Below are 16,011 nucleotides of genomic sequence, written 5' to 3' on the forward strand. Positions count from 1 at the left end.
GCGATTATTTTCGTCGTTGATTAAAAGACATATTTTAGGAGAAATTATTATGAATAACGGTAATCACCGGGGACGTCAAAAACGTAGTCGGCGTGGAACTGGCCGAATTATAGTGATGATTATCATTCTGTTAGCCATTGTGGCTGGTGGTGTGAGCTTTGTGATCCATTATCAGGATAGTCGTGATTATTCTGCATTAAATACGCAAGATAAGAAAAGTAAGCAAGTTAAAATTAAAGATGATGCAAATGTTGATGAAATTGCAGATAAATTAGATAATGCAAAGTTATTGCGCTCAAAGAGTGCTTTTAAACATTATGTTGCTGCTAAAAATATTTCTGATTTGAAGTCAGGTTACTATTTGTTTGCACCATCTGATACAGTTGCACAAATTGTTAAGACATTGCAGCATGGTGGTGCATCAGCACCATTAAATAATCAAGCAACGATTACTGTGCGCGAAGGTGAAACAATTGATGATATTGCAACTGATGTTAATAATAAAACTAAGTTTAGCAGGGCTGATTTCTTAAAAGCAGTGAATGATAAAGCGTTCTTTAATCGCTTGAAAGCAGCTTATCCTGGATTGTTGGATTCAGAAGCTTCAAGTAAGCAAGTAAAGGACATTCGTTATCGTTTGGAAGGATATTTGTATCCAGCCACATATAACTGGAAGGATGCTAATAACGTTCGCGAATTAGTTAACCAAATGGTTGCGCAATCTTATTTGCAATTAAAGGATCGTTTCAAGAGCGTTAAAGAATCAGGCTTGACGGTTCATGAAGTGTTGACGCTTGCCTCACTTGTTGAGCGTGAAGGTGTTGATCAAACAAGTCGTCAGACAATTGCGGGTGTATTTTTGAATCGTGTTGATGATAAGATGCCATTACAATCTGACGTGGCGACAAAGTATGCCATGAAGACCAAGAAGACTAACTTGAGTAATAAGGATGTTCAAAGTAAGAACCCATACAATTTGTATCGTTACTCAGGTTATGGTCCAGGACCATTTAATAATCCATCATTGGAATCAATTGATGCAGTTTTGAATCCAATTGATCGTGATAAGCACTACCTATATTTCGTTGCTAATTTGAAGACTGGTAAAGTTTATTATTCTGCTAATTACGATGAGCATTTAGGTAAGACTGGTGATGTGCAAGATACTAATGATGCTGTTGGTAGCGCAGACAATAATTAAAAAATTAGGATATAAGTTAGTGTCCTAGCCTGAAAAGTAGTAAGTTACCGCCAGCTTTGGCAACTTACTACTTTTTCTGTTAATAAATAAAATGGAGGAAATATGCAATCAGCACTTGAAACATTACAAAAAACTTTTGGTTACGATAATTTTCGTGAAGGGCAAGCAGAAATTATTGATGCCGTGTTGGCAGGAGAACGTACTTTAGGCATTATGCCTACAGGTGGTGGTAAATCACTAACTTATCAAATTCCAGCATTAATGTTACCGGGCATAACGGTTGTAATTTCTCCTTTGATTTCGTTGATGAAAAACCAGGTTGATGAGCTAATTGCTAACGGGATTGATGCAGTGACTTTAAATTCAACACAAGATGATGAGGCGTATCGATATGCAATGAACCATTTATTAAACGGACAGGCGAAGCTATTATATTTGGCGCCTGAACGATTGAAGAGTGAAGGAACCTATGCATTACTAAATCGGTTAGACATTTCGTTAGTAGTAATTGATGAGGTTCACGTATTGTCACAGTGGGGTCATGATTTTCGTCCTAGTTATCTAGAGGCGGTGCATCTCATCAATAATTTAATGTCAGCACCACGTGTTATGGCATTAACTGCGACAGCTACTAAACGGGTCCAAGAAGATTTGGAGACGCGTTTAGCAATTGATCATACCGTCAGAACAAGTGTTGTACGAGACAATTTAACGATTCGTTTAGAAACTGGGTTAAAAAAGAAAGATAAGGATGCGTACTTATATCGTTATTTGAAAAAGCATTCAGAAGATGCCGGTATTATTTATGTACCAACACGAAAATTAGTAACAAGTGTGACAGACTATTTGGCAAGTCATGGTATGTCAGTAGTTGGTTATCATGCGGGGATGTCAGATGACGAACGTGCAACAGCACAAGATGATTTCTTATTTGATCGTGCAAACGTAGTTGTTGCAACGAATGCCTTTGGGATGGGGATTAACAAATCAAACGTTCGTTTTGTAATTCATTACAGTATTCCGGGTTCAATTGAAGCTTATTATCAAGAAATTGGCCGTGCCGGTCGTGATGGATTGCCATCAGAAGCAATTTTATTGTATTCCGCGGCAGATTTACAAACACAGCGTTTTTTTATTGAAAATAGTGATAATCAAACGGATGAATATCAACGTTTGCAAAAACAAAAACTTCAAGAGATGGCTAATTATGGCGCAACAACCGTTTGTTTACAGCAATATATTACCCGCTATTTTGGTGAAGAAACGCTACCTTGTGGGCATTGTACAAATTGCTTGGATACGCGAGCAGTAACAGATATCACGACCAACGCACAAAAAGTGTTGAGCCATGTTGTACGTATGCGAAATTCACGTCAAAATAAAGATGCTTTCGGTAAAATGGTAACAGCGGAAACTTTACGAGGACGAGTGCCTGAAAAGTTTCAGTGGGCTCACTTTGAAAAATTACCAACGTTTGGCTTAATGCAAGGCATACCACGAGTACGAATTGCTGCCTTAATTGATTTCTTACTTGCTTCGGGATACTTACAAGTAACGGGTGAATATCGAGGCTTAACGGTTTCTAAGACGGGTTTGCAAGTCTTACGTGGTGATATTAAGGTTATGCAACGTCAGACGGTACAGAATTTAGATGAACGTGTAGCAGCTGACTCACCATTAACCCAGGATGATTTGAATGAAACTGAACAACAACTGTTCAAGAAATTACGTGAGTGGCGTTTAGAATTATCGAAAAAGACAGAAGTGCCATCTTTTATCATTTTTAATGATCGTACTTTAGTTGCCTTGGCACGTCAGAAGCCAACGACGATGTCTGAGTTGTTAGATATATCAGGAATAGGACAGGCAAAGGCTGATAAATATGGTCAGGAAGTTCTAAGCGTTATTATGCGGATGAAAGATGAATAATTATTGATTGTCGAGCTAACTAAAAGTAGCTCGACTTTTATTTTGACATTGTTTTGTGTACTTTTTTAATGTTGGATTAACTTTTATTTAACTTTATTCTATTAATTTTTTTTTAGAATAAGCCTATTCAAATTAGGAGGTTATAAAAAACAACTGGTTAAAACGCTGTTATAAAAATGTTTTAACCTAATTTGGTTATTTGAAATATTAAATTTACTGTTAGTTATAATTAAGTTATTCTTAAGCACTTTTTTGTTTAGAGCTATGAAAATAAGAGGTAGAAGTTTTGAAGGTAAAAGGAAAATATCAGATTGATGGGTACTTCGTTGCGATTTTAGTACTAAGTGCCTTCCTGTACGGTTGGGGAATATGGGATGCTGGTAGCGCAAATAGTTATTACACGGCAGCCATTACATCCATGACGAAAAGTTGGTCAAATTTTTGGTACGGAGCGTTTGATCCAGCCGGGTTTATCACTGTTGATAAACCACCAGTTGCTCTATGGTTTATGGCAATTTCGGCTAAAATTTTTGGTGTGCATGGTTGGTCAGTAGTTTTGCCAAGTGTGCTCGCTGGGATTAGTTCAGTTTATTTAATGTACAAGCTAATTGTTCCGAAGTTTGGTGTGTGGCCAGGACGTGTTGCTGCGTTGATCATGACGTTAACACCAACGGTTGTTGCCAATAGTCGGACAAATAACATGGATGCTATTTTGGTATTCTGTTTACTATTAGCAGTATATGTTTTACAAAAAGCAGTTAACAAAAAGAACATTTGGCTCGTATTGCTTAGTTTTGCATTGGTTGGTGTTGACTTTAATATCAAGATGTTACAAGCATTTATGATTTTGCCAGCCATGTTAGTTTATTATTGGATTGCAATAAAAATACCTTGGAAAAAGAAAGTAGCTTGGCTTTTTGCTGCGGTTGCTTCATTGGCAATATTTACATTGGCTTATCCAGTTGCTGTTGATTCAGTTACCAAAACAAGTCGACCATATATTGGTAGTTCACAAAAAAATTCTTTGTTAGAATTAGCATTCGGCTATAACGGAACGGAAAGGTTGTTAGGACAATCAACGGGTACCGGTGGTGCATTTCCTGGTATGGGAAATACCAAAAAAGGTGCTGGTAAAGGTATGGTTGGTGGACAGCCTAACGGTAAAATGGCTAATGGTAAAAAAACTACTGGTCAACCTCAGAATGGTCAGGCAGCGGGTGGTGCAGCGCAACAACCAGGCGGCACTGCTAACGGTATGAACGGTCAGCAACTAAGTGGCGCTGCCAAAGGGACGAATGGTCAAAAACAAAGTCGCAAAGCAATGACTGGTCAAGGTACTCCCGGCCAGAAACCAAGTAAAAAGTCAGGCACCAAAATGACAAAGAGTCAAATACCAGGTGGTCAAAAGATGACTGGAAAGCCTAACGGTAAAATGGGTCAAGGTGGCGGAAATAGTGCATTTGCTATTGGTACAGCGGGACCATTTAGATTGTTCCAGTCAGATCTTGGTTCACAAATTGGTTGGTATTTACCATTAGCTATTCTTGGTTTGATAGCAGGATTATTTGGCTTTAGGCGTAAAGAAAGCAAGTGGTATAACATTTCAGACGAACAACAAGATGTCATCTTGTGGGCTGGTTGGTTTGTTCCTGTTTATGGTTTCTTCTCAGTTGCTGGCTTCTTCCATCCTTATTATACGATTATGTTAGCGCCTGCAATTGCAGCCTTAACTGCAATCGGTATCGGTGCAGTGATGAAATTAGCAAAAGAAGATGGACGTAAACCGGCCATTGCTCGTATTTTAATTAGCTTGGGTATTGTTACGACTGTTGCTTTACAAGCCTACTATGCCTGGTCGTATTACCCAATAGTTAGTGTCATTTTAATAATTGTGGCAATTTTAACGGCAATTTGGTGGTTATTACCGCAACGTAAAAACAAGCTAGTTAAAGTACTACTATCGGTTATTAGTGTGATGACTTTAGCTGGTTGGTGGTCGTTAACACCAACATTAGCCCATGATTCATCTGCTATTCCTGCTGCTTCTCCTTCGCTACTCAGTCAAATGGGTGGCGGTAATAGTATGGGTGGTGAAATTAATACACAATTACTAAACTACACGAAGACGCATCAGGGAAATGCCAAGTACTTATTTGCAACGACTGATTCTAATTCTGCTTCTGGTTATATTATTAAGTCTGGTAAGGCGGTTATGGCGATTGGTGGTTACAATGGTACCGATCCAACAATGACATTGTCAGAATTCAAGCAGTTAGTAAAATCTGGTCAATTAAAGTACTTTGTTATGGGGAATAATAGTAAAGCAACTGGTGGTCAAATTAGTAAGATCTTAACCTGGGTTAAGGAAAATGGTCAGACAGTTAAATATTCGACGACATCAACAAATACAAAAAACGGTTCAAATACTAAGGAGACAAACCTTATGCAACCAGCAGGAATGCAATCACAAAATGCAACTTTGTATGATTTGTCGACGATTTATCAATAAGAAGGGAGATTCTGCGTATGGCATCAGGAAAAATAAAACCAAGATTAGGGTTGGTGTTGCCAGCTTATAATGAACAGGAAGTTTTGCCAACAACCCTTTCAAAATTACATGATATCAAACGAGATTTAATTAAAGACAAACTCATTAGTGCAAACAGTTTTATTTTGGTCGTAGACGATGGTTCTAGCGACGAAACATGGCATATCATTCAAGAACAGGAGTTAATCCATGTAGAATTAGTTGGTGTGAAATTATCACGTAATTGTGGTCATCAATCCGCACTCTTAGCTGGTATGACTGAAGCAGTGAAATTGGCAGATATCATCATTACGTTAGATGCTGACCTACAAGATAGTCCAGACGTCATTAAAAATATGATCATGAAATACAATGAAGGTAACGAGATTGTTTATGGTGTACGTTCGAGTCGAACCGAGGATACATGGTTTAAGCGAAACACAGCGTTAGCATTTTATAAAATTGCAGCTTTGCTGGGAGTTAAGATGGTACCAAATCATGCTGACTTTCGTTTAATGAGTTGTGTTGCGGTTAAAGAATTGCTTAAAATGCCAGAACGAAATGTATTTTTAAGAGCAATGGTGCCGCTGGTCGGTTATCGGTCAGCTAAAGTATTTTATGAGCGTCATGAACGCCAAGCGGGAACATCTAAGTATCCACTTAAGAAGATGCTTAGTTTTGCGATTGATGGTATTACAAGTTTCAGTGTTGAACCAATTCGCATTTTATTTGGTATTGGGGCTTTCATTTTAGGTGTCGCCGGCATTGAAATTATTTATACTTTGTTTGCGAAAATGTTAGGCAATGCAGAAGCAGGTTGGTCATCGTTAATGATCTCTATTTGGTTACTTGGTGGTATCAATCTTACTGCAATTTCGGTTGTTGGGGTATATATTGGTAAAATATTTACTGAAGTTAAACATCGGCCACTATTTCATATTGAGGCTGAAACGGGAACCTATTTAAAAAGCAAACAAGCTAGCTGATTGCTTATAAAAAGAATGGTAAGCGATTAAGGATAGAAAAATAATAAAGAAAAGCCGAGTAAGAAATGTACATGACATTTCTTACTCGGCTTATTTTTATTAATTAAGCTACTTCGACAGAAAGAATTTCAACTTCCATGTCAAAACCGTTTGGTAGTGAAACAGTTACACGTTCACCAACTTCGTGACCAATTAAAGCAGCAGCAATTGGTGATTCGTTTGAAATCTTACCTTCTGAAGGGTTAGCTTCAACGGCACCAACGATACTGTAAGTTTCAGGTTCTTCATCGGGTAGTTCCTTAAAAGTAACCTTCTTACCGACGGCTACTTCATCAACAGCAATTTCTGATGAATCAATAATTTCGGCATTGTCTAGCATGTTTTGCAAAGTCTTGATGCGACCTTCAACGAAAGCTTGTTCGTCCTTTGCTGATGCGTATTCTGAGTTTTCAGATAGATCACCGAAGCTACGAGCTAATTGAATACGGCCTGTGATTTCAGAACGTGTTTCTGTGATTAGTGTGTTCAATTCTTCTTCAATTTTGGCTTTTCCTTCGAGAGTCATTGGAAATGTTTTTTCTTCAGCCATGACGTGTTCTCCTGTAAATATAATAATTTGTTTTGATTAATGGTATCCCCAAAGTTTCAAGAAATACATTACCACGCAGAATTGTGTGTGTAAAGTAATTTGAAACGTTTTAAGACAAGGAATGTTTCCTTTTTTTACTTTCCGACCATGTTATTCCAGTAATTAATAGTACCATACCTAGGGAGATAATGGCGCCAATTTTGAAAAATGGTGTCTTGAATTTAAAGGTTACCTGATGATTACCAGTTGTTAATGGAACACCGATGAAGAATTTACCAACAGTAATAGTCTTCACTGGTTTACCATCTACCAAGACTTGCCATCCAGTTGAATTAGGGATTGTAGTCATCATTAAGTCATCCTTATTGGGGATGTTAATGTTTCCAGTAATCTTAGTTGGCGACTGCTTTGTAATATTATATGGGTGTTGTTGTAACTGATTTGCTTGTTTATTCAAGCGCTTTGCGTGACCTTGATACAAGGAAACATTTTGTAACCAAACATCTTTTTTCTTCAATGAGAAGGTTATTTCTTGTGATTGTCCCTTTGTATAAGCAGGTAATGGCAAGATGATCGTATGTCGATGACTTGGAATAGCAGGCAAAGACTGACCATTTAATTGAATGTCGACGTTGTCACTTGTTACGGAACTTCCCAATGTTAAGTAGTAAGGATCATCCGTTGTTGGTGTGTACGTTAATGACAGACTAGCAGCATTGCCCACGTTTTGCTTTTTCAAAAAAGCACCAGTAATTGTTGTGGGCGAAGAAACATTATCAGCGCTTGACTTAGAGAAGTTTACGCTATCGAAAATAGGTTGCTGTTCATAACCGTTTAAACTTTCCCAAAAAACATTTTGATTACGTAAAGGATCGTTTTCTTTGAAATTAATATTACGAACATTAGAACTAGCGGCGAATCCTAGCGGCAATGCATTTGGATTGCGTGATAGGATTGCGTGCTTTGTTTGTTTAACTAATTTATATTCACCATTGGTATCAGAACGTGCAAAGGTTTGCATATTTGTTGGTGTTCCGCTGACGTTAGGTTCGTTACCAGTTGGTTGCAAAAGATAACGCATTCCCAATAATGAATCAGATAGTAAGGTACCACTGCTATAAGCGATGTAATTGTCACCCTCGGGTTGACCAAGGACAGCCATAATATCACTTTGTTGGTGTTCCAATGCCGAACTAAAAGTTGACGCACCATTGTAATTAGCTTGGAGTGGATCACCTTTGGTTCGTTGATACGATTGTGCAACACGGTAAAAGTCATGATTACTTTTTGGTAAGTGCTTAGTTATCTGATTTAAGTTACGAATATACGTTTGATATTCAGTATTAGTTAAATAACTAAAATTATTAAGAGTTATGACGGTACTGAATGTCATTTCACCAATAACTATTAATGTAACAAGTGGTAACCAAAGACGCATTTGTGTAGATGTCACATGTAACAATAACAAAGCTAAGAAGAAACCACTACCAATGTAAAGTTGGTTTGCAGTCAAAAAGTTTAATGAGTCTAAACGAGTTGTTAGATAAATGACTACACCACCTGCGATAATTAGTAGTGAGAAAAATTGTGGCCATGAAAGGCGGAGTGCAGGCGACCAAACTGATCCAACAAGCCATAAAATCCAAAAGCTAAAAACATATGAAAAACGGTAAGGATACCAAACTGGAAATTGGAATCCATGCCATAACAAGTTTAATGGCGCATACATCATAGAAATAACTAAAATAGCAGTAATGATGAATGCAGTTAAACGTGTTTGCCAGCGAATGTGCTTATATGTAAAGAAGAACCATAGAATAATGATAGGTAGGCTACCAATAAAAATGTTTGGTAATCCAGTTGGCATTTGATCAAAGTTGAAAGTACCTAAAAATAATTTCCCAAGAATATCGGCAGGTTGATAGTCAAACTTCCAGCTAAGGTTATCAAGCATGTGTTGGCCTTTACTATTCATTAAAGTAAAGGCAGTTGGTAACCAAACAATTGTTGCTAACCCAATGCTAGTAAGACCACCAACAACAAAGCGACGTACCATAATAAGACGTTCTTTAATTGGATAAGCTTGCCACGTCAAACGCCAAATAAAATATAGAATAAGGAAAACACCGATCATGTAAGCCATATAATAATTAATGATAATAATGGCTGTTAATGACAGAATAAATCCCCATCCTCTTTTATGAGTAAGGTAGTATTCTAAGCCAACAACGATTAAAGGTAGTAAAATGGCGGCATCTAGCCAAAGAATATTTAAATCATTGGCAACAAACCAGCCCATCATAGAGTAGGTAATTGCAAACCAAGGTAAACGCCAGCCAGTTTGCCAGTGAAGTTTTCGCAATGCGAAAGCAAAACTCCAACCAGCTAGTCCGTATTTTAAAACAGTTAGCAATAAAATAGCCGCTGGTAAATGGACATTTGAAAATGGTAACAATAAGAAGTTAGTTGGGCTTAATAAGTAATAGGCCCAATCACCATATGTTTCACCACCCAATCCTTTGGCAAAATTGTAAAAAATCTGCAGTGGATTGTGTAGGATTGTTTGCCGAAACCCAGCATAAAAATCAATATATTGTTGGCCTAGATCGACAGTTAAAATGGAACTAGGGCCAAATGGTGCCATGTGGCGGCTGGCGAAATAAGTTACCATGATGATTATTGGTAGTAGAAAACTAACCCATAAAGCTTTGGTTGATGCCCGCCATTTAAGCGGGTTAAAATTTTTAGACATAACATTGCTCTCCAAAATAAAATCAATATCTCTATTAAAACATAAAAATGACAACGGCTCGACCGCGACTTATAATAATGGTGTGATAAAAATTTCGTAATCCGTGCTTGTTGTTAAGGTATGATTGCCTTTTTTTATGCTACAATTAGTAAATTAGAGTAAGAAGGAAAGGGTTTAGATTATGCGATCTCCTAAACGCCGTGGTGGCCGGCAAAAGATTAAAAAAGGTTCAATGTCACGGATACCAGTCCGATTGAATGTTTTGATGGGTATTGTGATTTTAATGCTAGTGGCATTAGGCTGGCGATTAGTGAATTTACAAATCACGGATAGTGCCAAATATAAAACAGAGGTTACCAGTTCCGAATCTAGTATTGAAAAAACAACTGTACAACGAGGTTTAATTTATGACAGCACTGGGAAAGTGTTAGTGACAAATAAAGGTTCGCAAGCAATTACTTATACGAAACCACGTACAATCACTGATAAAGGTATGTATAATATCGCCAATCAAGTTGGTTCATATTTAAAGTTAGATGATGATGAACAAATATCTACTGCAAACTTTGCAATGTACTACATCCAATCAACTAAACGTGCCAAGGCAGTTGCTAAGGCATCAGGTACACAAGCAGCACCAGGTACTGATCAATATGTTGATGACTTAACAAATTATGTTGAAGAACATAAGAAGCAGTTTACGTTAACTGATCAGCAACTTAACAAAGCAAAGATTTTCCAAAAAATGTCTAATGCGTATGCTCTTTCAACAGTTTATCTAAAGGAAAATGATGTTACTCAAGAAGAAATTGCTAACATCGGAGAACGTCAGTCAAAGATGCCTGGTGTTCGTGTCGGGATTTATTACACACGTGATTATCCGGGTGGTCAAGATATCAAATCTTTGATTGGGGCAACGTCGACATCTAAGAGTGGGTTGCCATCAGATTCAGTTAATGAATTGTTAACTAAGGGATATGCACGTGATGATATTGTTGGTACGTCTTATCTGGAAAAACAATATGAAGATACTTTGAAGGGATCAAAGGGTCGTGTCAAAGTAACCACTAATAAAGATGGTAAAACAACAGAAGAAAAGCTTTATGCTGGTCAAGCCGGCGGCAATTTGAATTTAACCATTAATAATAAATTCCAAGAAGATGTTGAACAAATATTACGTGATAATATTCCAGGTGGTAATACAACGGGTGCTTATGCGGTTGTTTTGAATCCTAAAACAGGTGGTGTTTATGCTAGTTCAGGTATTAATCGTGATGCATCAACAGGTGCTTTGACATCGGATGCGCTATCAACGGTTAATCAGGCTAACGTTGTTGGGTCAGTTGTTAAGCCTGCAACAATTACAACTGGTTTTATGAATAATGTTATTACGCCACAAAATAGTGTTTTGACAGATCAACCGATTAGAGTGGCTGGTACATCGCCAAAGACATCATGGTGGAATCAAAATGGTAGTGGTAATATGCCATTGACAGCAGATAAAGCCTTGATGATGTCTTCTAACACGTATGTTATGCAAGTCATGTTGAAATTAGGTGGTTTAAACTACTATGAAGGTATGTCATTGGCACCATTGTCAACAAATGTTTTCCAAACAATGCGTGATGGTTTTTCACGTTTTGGACTGGGTGTTAAAACAGGAATTGACTTACCTGGTGAAATCACTGGATTACGTGGTAAAACAACCCGTGCTGATATTGGTAAGGCGTTGGATGAATCGTTCGGTCAATATGACACGTATACGACAATGCAATTAGCACAGTATGCTGCAACAATCGCAAACGGTGGATATCGTATTCGCCCACATATTGTAGAGTCAATTACTAGTCGTAATAATAAGAATCGGGAAGTAACAACAACAATTCCAACTGAAGTTATGGGAACGGTTAATTGGAATGCAGCCCAACGTCAAATGATTTGGGATGGTATGAATGAAGTGGTGCACAGTAGCTCTAGTTATGCGACTGGTACTGGATTAAAGGATGTAAAGCCGGCTGTGTCAGCTAAGACAGGTACTGCTGAGACCTTTACTAATGGACAATCGACAGTAACTAGTTCATTAATTTCATTTGTCCCTAATTCTGATGTTGCTTTGGCCGTCGTTGTGCCAGGAGTTGATCAATCATCTGAAAACGTAAACCAAAAAATTGGTAAGGCAATTTATGCCGCTTACTGGAAAGATGTCCAACATTCAACTGCAAATGATAAATAGTTTATAATGAAAGCACTAGATGAATCCAATAAATATGGATATGACATTTAGTGCTTTTATTTTGTGGAGGGAACATGATAACAAAACAAACAGTACGACAAAAGGCTATTGATAATTTAGCAGCCTTATCAGACGAACAAAGTGCCTATTTTATGCAAGAGATGGTTAAAAAAGTAACCTCGTTATCTGCTTGGCAGAAGGCAGAGACTGTGGCACTTACATTATCACAAGCAGATGAATTACCAACTGATTTATTAATTCAAACAGCGCTGCTACAAAATAAGACGGTTGTTTTACCACGTGTATTGCCTAAAAAGCAAATGGCTTTTATGACGATTAACCAAGACACGCATTATGAACGACATCCATTTGGTATGTTGGAACCTGTTGGTGGTCGTGTTGTGAACCCCAAAGAAATTGATTTCGTATTAGTTCCAGGGGTTGCTTTTACAGATGATGGTCAACGTATTGGTTTTGGTGGTGGTTATTATGATCGATGGTTGCCTCAAACGACAGCAAAAAAAGTTGCAGCGACTATTGCAGTTAATATGTTTGTCACACCGGTTTGGCGAATTGAGGTAACTGATCAAAAGGTTGATCAAGTGATTGTATTAGATAGGAAAATAGAAAATGAATAATTTTAAAACGGCTTGGCGGCAAGCACCTGTGACAGTTAGTCTTGTGATTATCATGGTAATTGTTTATGCAATTGAAGTAATTATTAGTCGTCAAATTGATGTTCTAACACCAGTTCTGTATAAAATGGGAGCATTGTTTACACCAGCAGTTATTTTATTTGGGCAATGGTGGCGCCTCCTAGCAGCTGGCTTTTTACATGTCACATTAATGCACTTAGTGTTAAACATGATTACACTGTACTATTTGGGACGTTTACTTGAACAATATTTTGGTAGTATTAAATTTTCGGTGAGCTATTTGTTAGCTTTATTAACTGGTAGTTTGACTAGTCTGGCTTTTGGTGCCGTAAATACTATTTCAGCTGGTGCATCGGGTGCAATCTTTGGATTATTCGGGATGATCTTTATTCTGGGAATACTAGATAAAGGTGGCTATTGGTTAGAACAAGCTAAAACGTTAATGATTTTTTTGATTCTATCACTAATCCCGGTGTTTTTCGGAAGTAACATTGCAATTACAGCTCATATCGGTGGTTTGGTTTCTGGTTTTTTGTTAACACCAATTTTATTAAAAGGACATGCAACTAATAAACAGATTTTAGTTGGTACGTTGGCCTGGGTTATTTATATTGGCATATTAGTTATGAAAATTTTTAATCGTTAGTGTTAGGGGATAAGAAAATGAAAACTTTTTTAGACGTGCTACAGTTATTAAAGAAATATGATATTTATATCCATTTAGGAAATCGTTTATGGGATATAGAATTAGCAGCCATTGAGGTCGATAATTTATATAAAGCAGGTTTGGTAGATAATAAACAATATGCACAAATTAAATTAGTGTTAGGAAATGAACACGAAGCTGAAGAAAAGAAACAAAGCAGTAACTTGTAACCGTTTTCAATTCGTGTTGTGTAATTAGGTATTTGTCGGTATAATGTTAGAGAAAGCGTTGACTATTTCACAATATTTTTTAAAAAGAGGATTTAAACTATGGCTAAAGATAAATTAATCGGTATTGATTTAGGTGGTACGACCATTAAATTTGCAATTATGACTGCTACTGGCGATATCCAACAAAAGTGGTCTATTAAGACAAACATTATGGATGAAGGTAGCCATATTGTACCTGATATTATTACTTCAATTAATTACCATTTAGATCTTTACCAATTAGATAAAGAACGCATCATTGGTGTAGGTATGGGAACACCAGGAACTGTTGATGCAAAGACTGGTACAGTACAAGGTGCCTTTAATTTAAACTGGAAAGAACCACAAAATGTTAAAGCTGATCTGGAAGAAGGCTTAGGATTTAGTGTCGCAATTGATAATGATGCAAATGCTGCTGCTTTGGGTGAACAATGGCGTGGTGCTGGAAATAACCAACCAGAAGTTGTCTTTGTTACCTTAGGTACTGGTGTTGGTGGCGGTATTGTCAACTCAGGTAAGTTAGTCCATGGTGCTAAGGGTGCTGCCGGTGAAATTGGTCATATGATTGTTGAACCAGGTGGATATCTATGCACGTGTGGTAACTATGGTTGTTTAGAGCAATATACCTCAGCTACTGGAATCGTTCGTCTTGCACATGATTATGCAGATGCTTATGCAGGTGATTCAAAGTTGAAGTCAATGGTTGAAAATGGGGATGAAATCACATCAAAGATTGTCTTTGATTTAGCCCAAACTGGTGACTACTTGGCTAACGAAGTTGTTGATAAGGTGGCATTCTACTTAGGCCTTGCAACAGCTAATATTGCTAACATGTTAAATCCATCAGCTATTGTAATCGGTGGTGGTGTGTCTGCAGCAGGAGACTTCTTGTTGAGTAAGGTAAAGAAAAACTATAATGACTTTGCGTTCAAGATGACACGTGATGTTACTGAATTGAAGTTAGCAGAACTAGGAAATGATGCAGGGGCATACGGTGCCGCATCATTAGCATTACAAGCACAAGCTTAATAAATAGATTATGAAATGGTTTGTAACAATTTGTTACAAACCATTTTTTAATATTCAGCACAAATAAAGTGAATTAATTGACATATAAGGCTTGAAACGGGCATTCTTGGTAATTCTAAATGGAAAGATTAATAAACAAAGTCTAAGATTTTATTAAAACTTGTTATATCAATGTAACTTATATGTTAAATCAGATTGTTATAATTTCATTATCTTTCAGAGAGTAACTACAATTCAAGGGGAATAAAAAATAATGACTTCAAATGCACGACGTTCAAATAAGAATTGGCTTGTAGCAGCTGCAACTGTAGCAGCCGCAGCTATCTTGCCTATGACACAAACATCAACAGTATCAGCTGATGATACAAAAGCGAATGGTGATGAACACGCTTCTTGGCGTGCTAAGACTGTTGATGATGTTAAATCAGTTTTGTTGACAGCTGGTAAAGAATATCAAGTACAATCAGGCGACACACTTTCAACTATTTCAGAAGCCACTGGTGAGTCAGTTGAAGATATCGCTGCCGCAAATGGTGTGTCAGATATTCATATGATTAGTGTCGGCGAAGTTTTGAAGTTAGATGTTGATGGTGCTGATAAGGAATCAGCAGTACAAGCACCTGTTGCACAAAAGCAAACGACGCAAGTAGCAACTCCTGAAAAGGAAGCTGTTAAGGCTACTGCTGCTACTACTACGGCAGCACAGCCAGAGAAAACTGCAGCTACAACGCAAGCAGCAGCCCCTCAAAAGGTTGCTGCACCAACGTATAGCACAGCTGGTAATTCTTACCCAGCAGGTCAATGCACTTGGTTTGTAAAGAATGCATTGTCATGGGTCGGCAATAACTGGGGAAATGCGTCAGGCTGGGCTTCATCTGCTGCAGCTGCTGGTCGTGTTGTTAATGGTCAACCAGCTGTTGGTTCTGTTGTTGTTTTTGCACCAGGTCAATCAGGAGCAGGTGCTTTGGGTCATGTTGCAGTTGTAGATGCAGTTAATGGTGATTCAGTTTCAATTTCAGAAGGTAACTATGCTGGTATGGCATACCACACTCGCACAATCTCAGCTTCTGGTTTGACATTTATTCACTAATTATTTGTTAATGATTAATAGATGGTAAAACATTTTCAGAGATTATGACTTCTAGTCTTAATCTCTGATTTTTTTAATTTTAAAGAAAACACTTACAAAATCTT

General features: G+C 37.6%; 12 protein-coding genes. 10 read left to right on the forward strand and 2 right to left on the reverse strand.

Going from position 1 to position 16,011, the window contains the following annotated elements; all coding sequences use genetic code 11:
* The first annotated feature begins 49 nt into the window (after positions 1–49).
* The 4 genes from mltG to GA0061074_RS05095 all read left to right on the forward strand — a co-directional run bounded on the left by mltG (position 50) and on the right by GA0061074_RS05095 (position 6,643).
* On the forward strand, positions 50–1,201 hold the full coding sequence (mltG, locus tag GA0061074_RS05080) for an endolytic transglycosylase MltG (RefSeq protein WP_092462498.1): 1,152 nt from the start codon (positions 50–52) through the stop codon (positions 1,199–1,201).
* Positions 1,202–1,303: 102 nt separating this feature from the next.
* Entirely contained in the window at positions 1,304–3,130 is a 1,827-nt protein-coding gene (gene recQ / locus GA0061074_RS05085; RefSeq protein ID WP_092462500.1) for a DNA helicase RecQ, read from the forward strand.
* 286 nt (positions 3,131–3,416) lie between these two features.
* On the forward strand, positions 3,417–5,639 hold the full coding sequence (locus tag GA0061074_RS05090; RefSeq protein WP_240005824.1) for an ArnT family glycosyltransferase: 2,223 nt from the start codon (positions 3,417–3,419) through the stop codon (positions 5,637–5,639).
* Between the two features lie 17 nt (positions 5,640–5,656).
* Positions 5,657–6,643, forward strand: a complete 987-nt coding sequence (locus GA0061074_RS05095) for a glycosyltransferase family 2 protein (RefSeq protein ID WP_092462502.1) — start codon at positions 5,657–5,659, stop codon at positions 6,641–6,643.
* A gap of 103 nt (positions 6,644–6,746) precedes the next feature.
* Here the strand turns inward: GA0061074_RS05095 and greA are convergent, their stop codons facing one another.
* The gene (gene greA / locus GA0061074_RS05100; protein WP_092462504.1) at positions 6,747–7,232 is read right to left on the reverse strand and encodes a transcription elongation factor GreA; all 486 of its coding nucleotides are present in this window, start codon (positions 7,230–7,232) and stop codon (positions 6,747–6,749) included.
* A gap of 109 nt (positions 7,233–7,341) precedes the next feature.
* Positions 7,342–9,984, reverse strand: coding sequence for a YfhO family protein (locus GA0061074_RS05105; RefSeq protein WP_092462506.1), 2,643 nt, complete (start codon positions 9,982–9,984; stop codon positions 7,342–7,344).
* Positions 9,985–10,165: 181 nt separating this feature from the next.
* Here GA0061074_RS05105 and GA0061074_RS05110 point away from each other — a divergent pair, with 181 nt between their 5' ends.
* The 6 genes from GA0061074_RS05110 to GA0061074_RS05135 all read left to right on the forward strand — a co-directional run bounded on the left by GA0061074_RS05110 (position 10,166) and on the right by GA0061074_RS05135 (position 15,907).
* The gene (locus GA0061074_RS05110; RefSeq protein ID WP_092462508.1) at positions 10,166–12,217 is read left to right on the forward strand and encodes a peptidoglycan D,D-transpeptidase FtsI family protein; all 2,052 of its coding nucleotides are present in this window, start codon (positions 10,166–10,168) and stop codon (positions 12,215–12,217) included.
* Positions 12,218–12,291: 74 nt separating this feature from the next.
* Positions 12,292–12,855: a 5-formyltetrahydrofolate cyclo-ligase gene (locus tag GA0061074_RS05115; RefSeq protein WP_240005823.1), complete on the forward strand. Its 564-nt coding sequence runs from the start codon at positions 12,292–12,294 to the stop codon at positions 12,853–12,855.
* A complete protein-coding gene (locus tag GA0061074_RS05120) occupies positions 12,848–13,519 on the forward strand; it encodes a rhomboid family intramembrane serine protease (RefSeq protein ID WP_092462511.1) in 672 nt (223 codons plus the stop codon). The genes GA0061074_RS05115 and GA0061074_RS05120 overlap by 8 nt, the downstream gene beginning before the upstream one ends.
* A gap of 17 nt (positions 13,520–13,536) precedes the next feature.
* Complete coding sequence (locus GA0061074_RS05125) at positions 13,537–13,749, forward strand: YqgQ family protein (RefSeq protein WP_092462513.1); 213 nt, start codon at positions 13,537–13,539, stop codon at positions 13,747–13,749.
* Positions 13,750–13,848: 99 nt separating this feature from the next.
* Entirely contained in the window at positions 13,849–14,817 is a 969-nt protein-coding gene (locus GA0061074_RS05130) for an ROK family glucokinase (RefSeq protein ID WP_092462515.1), read from the forward strand.
* A 253-nt stretch (positions 14,818–15,070) separates the two neighbouring features.
* Positions 15,071–15,907, forward strand: a complete 837-nt coding sequence (locus GA0061074_RS05135; RefSeq protein WP_092462517.1) for a CHAP domain-containing protein — start codon at positions 15,071–15,073, stop codon at positions 15,905–15,907.
* Positions 15,908–16,011: the final 104 nt, after the last annotated feature.

It is taken from the genome of Weissella bombi (assembly GCF_900094835.1).
Taxonomy (GTDB): Bacteria; Bacillota; Bacilli; order Lactobacillales; family Lactobacillaceae; genus Weissella; species Weissella bombi.

Bases quoted from the DNA above. Each gene is read 5' to 3' on its own strand.
- GA0061074_RS05120 (WP_092462511.1), top strand. From the start codon at position 12,848: ATGAATAATTTTAAAACGGCTTGGCGGCAAGCACCTGTGACAGTTAGT.
- GA0061074_RS05125 (WP_092462513.1), top strand. From the start codon at position 13,537: ATGAAAACTTTTTTAGACGTGCTACAGTTATTAAAGAAATATGATATT.
- greA (WP_092462504.1), bottom strand. From the start codon at position 7,232: ATGGCTGAAGAAAAAACATTTCCAATGACTCTCGAAGGAAAAGCCAAA.
- GA0061074_RS05115 (WP_240005823.1), top strand. From the start codon at position 12,292: ATGATAACAAAACAAACAGTACGACAAAAGGCTATTGATAATTTAGCA.
- mltG (WP_092462498.1), top strand. From the start codon at position 50: ATGAATAACGGTAATCACCGGGGACGTCAAAAACGTAGTCGGCGTGGA.
- GA0061074_RS05130 (WP_092462515.1), top strand. From the start codon at position 13,849: ATGGCTAAAGATAAATTAATCGGTATTGATTTAGGTGGTACGACCATT.
- recQ (WP_092462500.1), top strand. From the start codon at position 1,304: ATGCAATCAGCACTTGAAACATTACAAAAAACTTTTGGTTACGATAAT.
- GA0061074_RS05110 (WP_092462508.1), top strand. From the start codon at position 10,166: ATGCGATCTCCTAAACGCCGTGGTGGCCGGCAAAAGATTAAAAAAGGT.
- GA0061074_RS05105 (WP_092462506.1), bottom strand. From the start codon at position 9,984: ATGTCTAAAAATTTTAACCCGCTTAAATGGCGGGCATCAACCAAAGCT.
- GA0061074_RS05095 (WP_092462502.1), top strand. From the start codon at position 5,657: ATGGCATCAGGAAAAATAAAACCAAGATTAGGGTTGGTGTTGCCAGCT.
- GA0061074_RS05135 (WP_092462517.1), top strand. From the start codon at position 15,071: ATGACTTCAAATGCACGACGTTCAAATAAGAATTGGCTTGTAGCAGCT.